The sequence below is a fragment of the Micromonospora sp. AMSO31t genome (assembly GCF_008868175.1).
Taxonomy (GTDB): Bacteria; Actinomycetota; Actinomycetes; order Mycobacteriales; family Micromonosporaceae; genus Micromonospora.
The window spans coordinates 41375-51712 of record NZ_WBKT01000025.1 but is presented as its reverse complement, the minus strand read 5'-3'; the positions used below and the strand labels follow the sequence as shown (position 1 = coordinate 51712).

Below are 10338 nucleotides of genomic sequence, written 5' to 3'. Positions count from 1 at the left end.
GGTCCCGGGTGCCGGCCCCCGCCTGGTCGCGGCGAACGTGCGGCCCGGCACCCGGGACATGACGGTCGCCGCCGCGCTCACCCGCGACGAGGCCCGCGCGGCCATGGAGACCGGCATCCGGATCGCCGGGGAACTGGTCGACGCCGGGGCGGGCATCCTGCTCACCGGGGACATGGGCATCGGCAACACCACCCCGGCCGCCGCGCTGATCGCCGCGTTCACCGGGGTCGACCCGGCCGCGGCGACCGGGCGGGGCACCGGGGTCGACGACGAGACGTACGCCCGCAAGGTCGGCGTGGTGCGAGCCGCGCTGGACCGGCACGCGCCCGACCCGGCCGACCCGCTGGGGGTGCTGGCCACGGTCGGCGGCCTGGAGCACGCCGCGCTGGCCGGGCTGGTCCTCGGCGCCGCCGCGCGCCGCGTGCCGGTGCTGCTGGACGGCGTCATCGCGGTCAGCGCCGCGCTGGCGGCCGCCGCGTTCGCGCCGGACGCCGTCGGTGCCATGGTCGCCGGGCACCGCTCGGCCGAGCCGGGCGCCACGGCCGCCCTGCGGCACCTCGGCCTGGACCCACTGATCGACCTCGGGCTGCGCCTCGGCGAGGGCACCGGCGCGCTGCTCGCGCTCCCCGTCGTCACGGGCGCGGTCCGGGTGCTGCACGAGGTCGCCACCTTCGACTCGGCGGGAGTGGCCGAGAAGTGAGCGGGCGAGGCCCTCGGCTCAGCGTGCCGGCCCGGTCCGTCGGGGAGGCGGCCAGGTGAGCGGCAACCCGTACCCGCTCGGGTTGCGGCTGGCCAGCCGGCGGGTGGTCGTGGTCGGCGGGGGAGCGGTGGCCACCCGGCGGGTGCCCGCGCTGCTCGACGCCGGAGCGGACGTCCTGCTCGTGGCGCCGGAGCTGACCCCGGCGCTGCGGGCGCACGTGGACGCCGGCCGGCTGCGCTGGGAGCCGCGCCGGTTCGCACCGGACGACCTGGACGGCGCCTGGCTGGTCCAGGTGGCCGTGGACGACCGGATCGCCGCGGCCGCGGTCAGCGCCGCCGCCGCCGAGCGGCGCATCTTCTGCGTCCGCGCCGACGATCGGACCGCCGCCACCGCGTGGACCCCGGCGGTGACCCGGCACGGCCCGGTGACGGTGGCCGTGCTGGGCGGCGGCGACCCCCGCCGCGCCATGAGCGTCCGCGACGCGGTCCGCGACCTGCTGGGTGCACGCAAGGGCCCCCTGTCGACGCCTGCGGCGGAGCAGGGGTCCCGTGCTGGCGCGGGCGGGCGGGTGGCGCTCGTGGGCGCCGGGCCGGGGGACCCGGAGCTGATCACCGTGAAGGGCTGGCGGCTGCTCACCGAGGCGGACGTGGTGGTCGCCGACCGGCTCGTCCCCGGGCTGCTCCTCGACGAGTTGCGCTCCGACGTCGAGCTGGTCGACGCCTCCAAGATCCCGTACGGGCCGGCGCGGGCCCAGGAGGAGATCAACCGGATCCTGGTGGACCGCGCCCGGGCGGGGAAGGCCGTGGTGCGGCTCAAGGGCGGCGACCCGTACGTCTTCGGCCGGGGCGGTGAGGAGTTGCTGGCCTGCGCCGAAGCGGGCGTGCCGGTGACCGTGGTGCCCGGGGTGACCAGCGCCATCTCGGTGCCCGCGGCGGCCGGGGTGCCGGTCACCCACCGCGCCGTGGCACACGAGTTCACGGTGGTCTCCGGACACGTCGCGCCCGACTCGCCCGACTCCCTGGTCCGGTGGGAGTCCCTCGCCGGCCTGCGCGGCACCCTGGTGATCCTCATGGGCCTGAAGAACCTCGCGGCGATCAGCGCCACCCTCGTGGCGCACGGCCGGGCGGCGCACACCCCGGCCGCGGTGATCCAGGAGGGCACCACGAGCGGGCAGCGGACCCTCCGCTCGACCCTCGGCACGGTGGCCGCCGACGTGACGGCCGCCGGACTGCGCCCACCCGCCATCGTGGTCGTCGGCGACGTCGTCGGCGCCCTCGACACCTGACGGGCCCGCGCACCGCCACGACGCCGCGCCGGAGCGGACCAGACGAGCGGCCCGGGACCTGATGGTCCCGGGCCGCCGTCGTGGCGGTCAGGTCACTGCTTGAGCATGTTGTCGAGCATCAGGGCACAGCGGATCAGCCCGAGGTGGCTGTAGGCCTGCGGGTGGTTGCCCAGCCCGCGCTCGGCCAGCGGGTCGTACTGCTCGGGGAGCAGCCCGGTCGGCCCGGCCGTGTCGACCATCTGGACGAACAGCTCCTCCGCGTCGGTGCGCCGGCCGGTGCGCAGGTACGCCTCGATCAGCCACGCCGTGCAGATGTGGAAGCCGCCCTCCCGGCCGGGCAGGCCGTCGTCCCAGTGGTAGCGGTAGACGACCGGGCCGCTGCGCAGCTCGGCCTCGATCTTCAGCACCGTGGACAGGAAGCGCGGGTCGTCCCCGGCGAGCAGCCCCGAGATGCCGATCCACAGCGACGAGGCGTCCATCTCCTCGTAGCCGTAGGCGACGCTGTAGGCCTCGGCCTCCGGGTGCCACCCGTGTTCCAGCACGTTGTCGGCGATCCGGTCGCGCAGCTCGACCCACTCCGGCCGGTCCTCGCCGCCGTGCTGCCGCACCACGTGCAGGGCCCGGTCGACGGTCATCCAGAGCATGACCTTGGAGAAGACGTGGTGCCGGGGCGGGAGGCGGGCCTCCCAGATGCCGTGGTCGGGCTCGTGCCAGCGGCGGCGGACCGCCTCGACCATGTTCTCCAGCACCCGCCACTCGTCGTCGCGCACCGAGCCCCGGGCGTCGGCCACCGCGGCGATCAGGTCCGCGACCGGCCCGAAGACGTCGAGCTGAAGCTGGTGGTTGGCGAGGTTGCCGACCCGGACCGGCCGGGAGCCGGCGTAGCCGGGCAGGGTGTCGATGACCGCCTCGGCGCCCAGCTCGTAGCCGTCGACCGTGTAGAGCGGGTGCAGCCGCTCCGGGTGCCCGCCGGTGCGGTCGATGACGCCGTCGACCCAGCGCAGCAGGCCCTCCGCCTCCTCGGTGGAACCGAGGTCGACAAGCGCGCGGGCGGTCATGGCCGCGTCCCGCAGCCAGCAGTAGCGGTAGTCCCAGTTGCGGACGCCGCCCAGCTCCTCGGGGAGCGAGGTGGTCGCCGCGGCGAGGATCGATCCGGTCGGCTCGTGGCAGAGCCCGCGCAGGGTGAGCGCGCTGCGGGCCACCAGGTCCCGGGCGGTGCCGGGCAGCCGCAGCGAGGCCACCCAGTCCTTCCAGGGCTGCTCGGCGGCGGCCTGCCGCTCGTGGATCGGCACCCGGTGGTGTTCCAGGCTCTGCGTGCCGAAGCGCAGCTCCAGCACCACCTGGCCGCCGGCTGCCGACAGGTCCACCACGGCCTTGGCCGTCTCGTAGCCGGCGTCGTTGGTGACCTCCCACTCGACGCCTGGCGAGTAGAGGGCCACCGGCTCGTTGGAGCCGAGCACCAGCAGACCGTCGTCCAGCGGCTGGAGCTGCACGGCGACCTGGCCGAACTCGGGGCGCGGGGCGAAGTCGACCCGGGCCCGCCCGGTGCCGCTGAGCACCCGGACCAGCGTCGAGTCGCCGGTGACGACCACCGGGCCGTCCGGCGTGGTCTCCTTGGCCGGCAGGTCCAGCCAGTCGGTCACGGTCAGGCCGGACCAGCGGGTCTCCACCGTCATGGTGTTGCTGCGGTAGCGCTGGCCCAGCGGGATGCCGCCCCGCTGCGGGCCGACCGTGAAGTGCCCGGCCGGGCTGCCGCCGACCAGGTCCGCGAAGATCGCCGCCGAGTCCGGCTTCGGGTGGCACAGCCAGGTGATCTTGGCTTCGGGGGTGACCAGCGCGACCGTGCGGCCGTTGGCCAGCATCGAGTGCCGTTCGATCGGCACCGCCCGCTCGCCGAAGAGCCAGTGCCGCCGGGTCTCCAGCAGCAGGCCCAGCGCCCGGGCCGCCTCGATCGGCTCGGCCACCCGGTAGTCGGCCCGGGTGTCGCCCGGGCCGATCTTGATGCCGACGTCCGGCCCGTGCAGGTTGCCGAAGGCGTTCTCGTCGGTGACGTCGTCGCCGATGAACAGCACCGCGCTGGCCGCGAGCTGGGTGCGGAGCTGGTCGACCGCGGTGCCCTTGTGGGTCGCCACCACGGACAGCTCGATGACCTCCTTGCCCTGGGTGACGGTGACGTCCTCCCAGGTGGCGGGGCCGCTGCGGACCGCCTCGATGGCCGCGGCGGCGATCTGCGGGTCGACCCCGCGGGTGTGCACCGCGACGCTGGCCGGCTTGCGTTCCAGGCGTACGCCCGGGTGGGCCGCGGCGATCTCGCGCAGCTCGCTGCGGAGCCGGTGCCGGACCGCGATCAGTTCCGGGGTGAGCCGCTCGACGAAGCCGATGTCGAACTCGGACCCGTGGCTGCCCACCAGGTGCACCTCGCTGGGCAGCCGGGACAGCGTGGCCAGGTCGCGCAGCGCGCGGCCGGAGACCACCGCGACGCTGGTCTGCGGCAGGGACGCCAGGGCGCGGACCGCGGCCACCGACTCCGGCAGCGGCACGGCCTTGCTCGGGTCCTCGACGATCGGCGCCAGGGTGCCGTCGTAGTCGCAGGCGACCAGGAGCTGGGGGACCCGGGCGATCCGGCCGATGGCGGCGCGCAGCTCGGGATCCATCACCCCGCCGGGCGGAGTGGTGGGGGTGCTCGTGCTCACGCAGCCTCCGCATCGGGCACGCCGAGTTCGGTCAGGAAGGACTTGGCCCAGTGGCCGACGTCGTGGCTGCGCAGGTGGCGTTGCATTATCCGCATCCGGCGGCGGGCCTCGGGTTTCTCGACGTGCACGGCGCGCAGCAGCGCGTCCTTGACCGCGTCGGGGTCGTGCGGGTTGCACAGGAACGCCTGGCGCAGCTCGGTGGCGGCGCCGGCGAACTCACTGAGCACGAGCGCGCCGCCCTGGTCGGCGCGCGATGCGACGTACTCCTTGGCCACCAGATTCATTCCGTCTCGCAGCGGGGTCACCATCATCACGTCTGCCGCGACGTACATCGCGGCGAGTTCGGAGCGACTGTACGACTGATGCAGATAATGCACCGCCGGCACGCCGACCCGTCCGAATTCGCCATTAATCCGGCCGACCTCGCGTTCGACCTTCACCCGAAGTGCCTGGTAGTGCTCCACGCGCTCGCGGCTCGGCGTGGCTACCTGCACCATGACCGCGTCGGGGACTGTCAACTTTCCGTCAGCGAGGAGTTCGCGGAAGGCCTTCAGCCGGAGTTCGATGCCCTTGGTGTAGTCGAGCCGGTCGACGCCCAGGATGATCGTCTTCGGGTTGCCCAGCTCCTCGCGGATCTGCTTGGCACGGGCCTGGATCGCCGGGTCCTCGGCCAGCCGCTCCATCTCCCGGGTGTCGATCGAGATGGGGAACGCGCCGGCCTTCACCTGCCGCCCGTCGACCTGGATCATCTGCCCCTCGTAGCGGAGGCCGAGCAGGTGCCGGGCCAGCCGGACGAAGTTCTGTGCCGCCAGCCGCTGCTGGAAGCCGACCAGGTCGGCGCCGAGCAGGCCACGCAGGATCTCGGTGCGGAACGGCATCTGCATGAACAGCTCGATCGGCGGGAACGGGATGTGCAGGAAGAACCCGATCCGCAGGTCCGGCCGCAGCTCCCGGAGCATCGCCGGCACGAGCTGGAGCTGGTAGTCCTGCACCCAGACCGTGGCGCCCTCGGCCGCCACGTCCGCCGCGGCCTCCGCGAACCGGGCATTGACCAACCGGTACGCCTCGCGCCAGCGCCGCTTGTAGGCCGGGGTCTCGACCGCGTCGTGGTAGAGCGGCCAGATGGTCGCGTTCGACTGCCCCTCGTAGTAGCGCTCCAGCTCCTCGGCGCTCAGCGGCACCGGGTGCAGCCGGATCCCCTCCAGGTCGAACGGCTCGGGGGCGGCGCCGGTGCCACCGGCCCAGCCCACCCAGGTGCCCTGGTGCTCGGCGAGGACCGGATGCAGCGCGGTCACCAGGCCGCCCGGGCTGCGTCGCCACTGCCGCCCTTCGGGTGTGCTCACCTCGTCGACCGGCAGTCGGTTCGCCACAACGACAAAGGAGCTACGGACGGTCACGATCGGCCACCTCCGGTTGCTGACGGGTCCACCGCGCTGAGCGTACTGAGCGTAGCTGCGGCCTCTGTTGCCCCGTGCCGGAGTTCCCTACCCGTCCCGGAAGCGCCGAACCCACACCGTGATCTTGTCGACAGCGGCGGCGCGCCGCGCACTCGGGGGCGGGGTGATGTGGGCGGAGCGGGGCGTACCTGTCAGGATTGACGACGGCGTGCGCGTGGCCGGCCCCGGCCGGCGGCGGCGGGCGGACCTCGAAGCCCGCGCCCGCGCCCGCAGCTCGCGATCGCAACCGACGGAGGTAGCCCGCACCGTGGCCCAGTTCATCTACGTCCTGGAAAAGGCGCGCAAGGCGCACGGCGACAAGGTCGTGCTCGACAACGTGACGCTGAACTTCCTGCCGGGGGCCAAGATCGGTGTGGTCGGCCCGAACGGCGCCGGTAAGTCCAGCCTCCTCAAGATCATGGCAGGTTGGGACCAGCCGAGCAACGGCGAGGCCCGGCTCATGCCCGGCTACACCGTCGGCATGCTGGCGCAGGAGCCGGCGCTCAACGACGCCAAGACCGTCCTCGGCAACATCGAGGAGGCGGTCGCCGAGACCAAGGCCAAGCTGGAGCGGTTCAACAAGATCGCCGAGCAGATGGCGACCGACTACACCGACGAGCTGATGGAGGAGATGGGCAAGCTCCAGGAGGAGCTCGACCACGCCGACGCCTGGGACGTCGACTCCAAGCTCGAACTGGCCATGGACGCGCTGCGCTGCCCCCCGCCGGACGCCGACGTGCTCCAGCTCTCCGGCGGTGAGCGCCGCCGGGTGGCGCTGTGCAAGCTGCTGCTGGAGGCGCCCGACCTGCTGCTGCTCGACGAGCCCACCAACCACCTGGACGCGGAGAGCGTGCAGTGGCTGGAGCAGCACCTGGCCAAGTACGCCGGCACGGTGATCGCCATCACCCACGACCGGTACTTCCTCGACAACGTGGCCAACTGGATCCTGGAGCTGGACCGCGGCCGGGCCTACCCGTACGAGGGCAACTACTCCACCTACCTGGAGAAGAAGGCCGCCCGCATGGCGGTCGAGGGCCGGCGCGACGCCAAGATGAAGAAGCGCCTCGACGACGAGCTCGAATGGGTCCGCTCGAACGCCAAGGCCCGGCAGACCAAGTCCAAGGCCCGCCTCGACCGCTACGAGGAGATGGCCACCGCGGCCGAGCAGACCCGCAAGCTGGACTTCGAGGAGATCCAGATCCCGCCGGGCCCGCGCCTGGGCAGCACCGTGATCGAGGCCAAGAGCCTGGTCAAGGCCTTCGGCGACCGGGTGCTGATCGACGACCTCAGCTTCTCCCTGCCGCGCAACGGCATCGTCGGCGTGATCGGCCCGAACGGCGTCGGCAAGACCACCCTGTTCAAGACCATCGTGGGCCTGGAGGAGCCGACCGGCGGCTCGGTCCGGGTGGGCGAGACGGTCTCCCTGTCGTACGTCGACCAGAGCCGGGCCGGCCTGGCCGGGGACAAGACGGTCTGGGAGACGGTTTCCGACGGGCTGGACCACCTGCTCGTGGGCAAGGTCGAGATGCCGTCGCGGGCGTACATCGCGGCGTTCGGCTTCAAGGGCCCGGACCAGCAGAAGCCGACCAAGGTGCTCTCCGGCGGCGAGCGCAACCGGCTCAACCTGGCGCTGACCCTCAAGATCGGCGGCAACGTGATCCTGCTGGACGAGCCGACCAACGACCTCGACGTCGAGACGCTCGGCAGCCTGGAGAACGCGCTGCTGGAGTTCCCCGGCTGCGCCGTGGTCATCTCCCACGACCGGATGTTCCTGGACCGGGTCGCCACGCACATCCTCGCCTGGGAGGGCGACGACCAGAACCCGGCCCGCTGGTTCTGGTTCGAGGGCAACTTCGAGGCCTACGAGAAGAACAAGATCGACCGACTCGGCGCGGAGGCCGCCCGGCCGCACCGGGTGACGTACCGCAAGCTCACCCGTGACTGACCGGTTCGTCTACGACTGCGCGCTGCGCTGGTCCGACCTGGACGCGTACGGCCACGTCAACAACTCCCGCTTCCTCACGCTCTACGAGGAGGCGCGGGTGGCGATGATGTTCGCCGGCGGCCGGGCGTGGGGAGTGGGCTCGTTCGCCGACGGGGTGGTCATCCGCCGGCACGAGGTCGACTACCTGCGCCCGGTCGACTACGCGCTGGGCCGGGCCACCGCGGAGGCGGCACCCACGGTCCGGATCGAGCTGTGGGTGGAGGAGATCCGGGCGGCGTCGTTCACCGTCGCCTACGAGCTCTACGACCGCGACGTGCTGGCCAGCCGGGCCCGCTCGGTCCTGGTCCCGTTCGACCTGGCCGCGCAGCGGCCCCGCCGGATCTCCGCCGACGAGCGGGCCTTCCTGCTCCGGTACGCGCCCGGGCTGTCCGGATGACCACGCCGGCCACCGGGCACGGGCTCGACGACGTGGCCGACGCGGGCGCGTTCCTGGCCCGCCTGGTCCGGCTCGACCCGGGCACCCTGGTCCGGCTCCGGCCGGTGCCGGGGGCCGGGCGCACCGCCCTGTGGGCCCGGCTGCCGTGGGACGTGCTCGTGGTTCGGACCGTGTCCGGCACGGCGCCGGGCGACGCCACGGTGGCGGCGGGGGAGTTGCTGGCGGAGCTGTCGGCGGGTGGCGACGCGCTGCCCCGGCGCCGGGACGACGGGTGGCGCTGGCCGCTGCCGCCGGCGGCCAGCCGGGCGGTGGAGGCGCTGCCCGCCGCCGAGGTCCGGCGGATCGCCGCCGCGGCGGCGGGGACGCTGCGCGAGGCGGCCACCCACGGCGTGGCGGGCCGGGCGGTGGGGCAGCGGGCGCTGCGGGACGCGCTGCTGGACCACGTCGCGGTGGTGGTGACCCCGGACGAGGCGCCGGGCGTTCCGGTGGAGGTGCCGCAGCGGCTGGTGCAGGGGCTGGTCCGGATGGGCTTCCTCGGCGCCGGCGACGTCCAGGTACGCGTGGCCGGCCGTTGGGTCGGGCTCGTCGGACCGTACGGAGCGGCCTGGTCGCGGAAGGTCGCCGACCTCGCACTGACGCCCATCCGAGTTCATCCGAACGGATGACCCCTCATCGTTCTTCCGGTTTGGGGCGACCGTTGGGGGGATGCCTCCTGCCGGCTGTCCGGGTACCGTCCATCCTCGGATCCAACGCACCGTAGGCGGCTGGATCCGCTGGGGAGTGAGGTGCGCGAGCGATGCCGTGGTGGTCATGGCGCCCAGGTCCCGCCAGTGGCGGTGACCCGGAAACTCGAAGCGGGATCACAGTGGAGGACACCGTCCGGGTCGGGCCACCGACCCCCCGTCAGCCGGCGGACGACGCGGCGGCCGCCGAGCGGCCCGTGATCGCCGACATGCCGGCAACCGTCGCCCCGGTCACCCTCCGCCGGGTCTGCGACGCGCTCGACCTGCTCGACGTGCGCTACCTGGCCGACGGCGACGGCAACCTGCTGGCCATGTGGGAGCGCCACGCCGTGCTGGTCACCCTGGAGGGCCCCGAGGACGAGATCCTCGTGATGCGGGCCCGGCCGCACGCGACCGTCCCGCCGGACTGGGCCGACCGCGCCTACCGCGTGGTCAACGAGTGGAACCACACCCGGCGGTTCTGCAAGGCCTACATCGGCGACCCGACCGAGCGCGGCCAGCTGCCCATCTACGCGGAGCTCCAGGTCCCGCTCGGTGCCGGCACCCACGACGCGCTGCTGGTCGAGATGCTCGACTGCGGCGCGGCGGTGGCCACCACGTTCGTCGACTGGCTGCACGACGAGGGCGCCCTGCTCTGAGTCCGCCGGGCGGTGCCACGGCCCGCCCGCCGGGCCCGGTCAGCCCTCGGCCGCCGGGTCCTCCATCACGTTCACCATGAAATAGGCGGCCCGCTCCAGGTAGTCCCAGAGCGCGGCGGCGAGCTGCGGCGGCAGGTCCAGTCGGTCCACGGCCCGGCGCATGTGGCGCAGCCAGGCGTCCCGCTCGACCGCGCCGATCCGGAACGGGGCGTGCCGCATCCGCAGCCGCGGGTGGCCGCGCTGCTCCGAGTAGGTGTGCGGGCCACCCCAGTACTGGATGAGGAAGAGCGTCAGCCGGTCGGCCGCGGGGCCGAGGTCCTCCTCCGGGTACATGGGCCGCAGCAGCGGGTCGGTGGCGACACCGGCGTAGAACTCGTCCACCAGCTTGCGGAAGGTGGGTTCGCCGCCGATCGCCTCGAAGAGGGGCATCGACTCGCCTGGGGAAGTCACGCCACCCATCCT

The 10338-nt window shown here is 73.5% G+C and carries 9 protein-coding genes; 6 read left to right on the top strand and 3 right to left on the bottom strand.

Annotation, left to right across the window (positions count from 1 at the left end):
- Positions 1-700 (top strand): nicotinate-nucleotide--dimethylbenzimidazole phosphoribosyltransferase (locus F8274_RS08900; protein ID WP_151461803.1); only part of this gene is annotated, 700 nt, incomplete at its 5' end.
- Positions 701-755: 55 nt separating this feature from the next.
- On the top strand, positions 756-1985 hold the full coding sequence (cobA, locus tag F8274_RS08895; RefSeq protein ID WP_151461802.1) for a uroporphyrinogen-III C-methyltransferase: 1230 nt from the start codon (positions 756-758) through the stop codon (positions 1983-1985).
- Positions 1986-2077: 92 nt separating this feature from the next.
- Here the strand turns inward: cobA and otsB are convergent, their stop codons facing one another.
- Together otsB and F8274_RS08885 are read right to left on the bottom strand one after the other, a co-directional pair.
- Positions 2078-4678 (bottom strand): trehalose-phosphatase, encoded by a 2601-nt coding sequence (otsB, locus tag F8274_RS08890; protein ID WP_151461801.1) that lies wholly within the window; start codon positions 4676-4678, stop codon positions 2078-2080.
- A complete protein-coding gene (locus F8274_RS08885) occupies positions 4675-6075 on the bottom strand; it encodes a trehalose-6-phosphate synthase (RefSeq protein ID WP_091269672.1) in 1401 nt (466 codons plus the stop codon). Before F8274_RS08885 ends, otsB begins: the two co-directional genes overlap by 4 nt.
- Positions 6076-6382: 307 nt before the next feature.
- Here F8274_RS08885 and ettA point away from each other — a divergent pair, with 307 nt between their 5' ends.
- From ettA to F8274_RS08865, 4 genes are all read left to right on the top strand, one after another.
- Positions 6383-8059, top strand: a complete 1677-nt coding sequence (ettA, locus tag F8274_RS08880; RefSeq protein ID WP_151461800.1) for an energy-dependent translational throttle protein EttA — start codon at positions 6383-6385, stop codon at positions 8057-8059.
- A complete protein-coding gene (locus F8274_RS08875; protein WP_151461799.1) occupies positions 8052-8495 on the top strand; it encodes a thioesterase family protein in 444 nt (147 codons plus the stop codon). Before ettA ends, F8274_RS08875 begins: the two co-directional genes overlap by 8 nt.
- Entirely contained in the window at positions 8492-9160 is a 669-nt protein-coding gene (locus F8274_RS08870; RefSeq protein WP_151461798.1) for a hypothetical protein, read from the top strand. The genes F8274_RS08875 and F8274_RS08870 overlap by 4 nt, the downstream gene beginning before the upstream one ends.
- Positions 9161-9291: 131 nt before the next feature.
- Complete coding sequence (locus tag F8274_RS08865; protein WP_151461797.1) at positions 9292-9876, top strand: YbjN domain-containing protein; 585 nt, start codon at positions 9292-9294, stop codon at positions 9874-9876.
- 39 nt (positions 9877-9915) lie between these two features.
- Here the strand turns inward: F8274_RS08865 and F8274_RS08860 are convergent, their stop codons facing one another.
- Positions 9916-10305, bottom strand: coding sequence for a globin (locus tag F8274_RS08860; protein ID WP_192579759.1), 390 nt, complete (start codon positions 10303-10305; stop codon positions 9916-9918).
- Positions 10306-10338 lie beyond the last annotated feature (33 nt).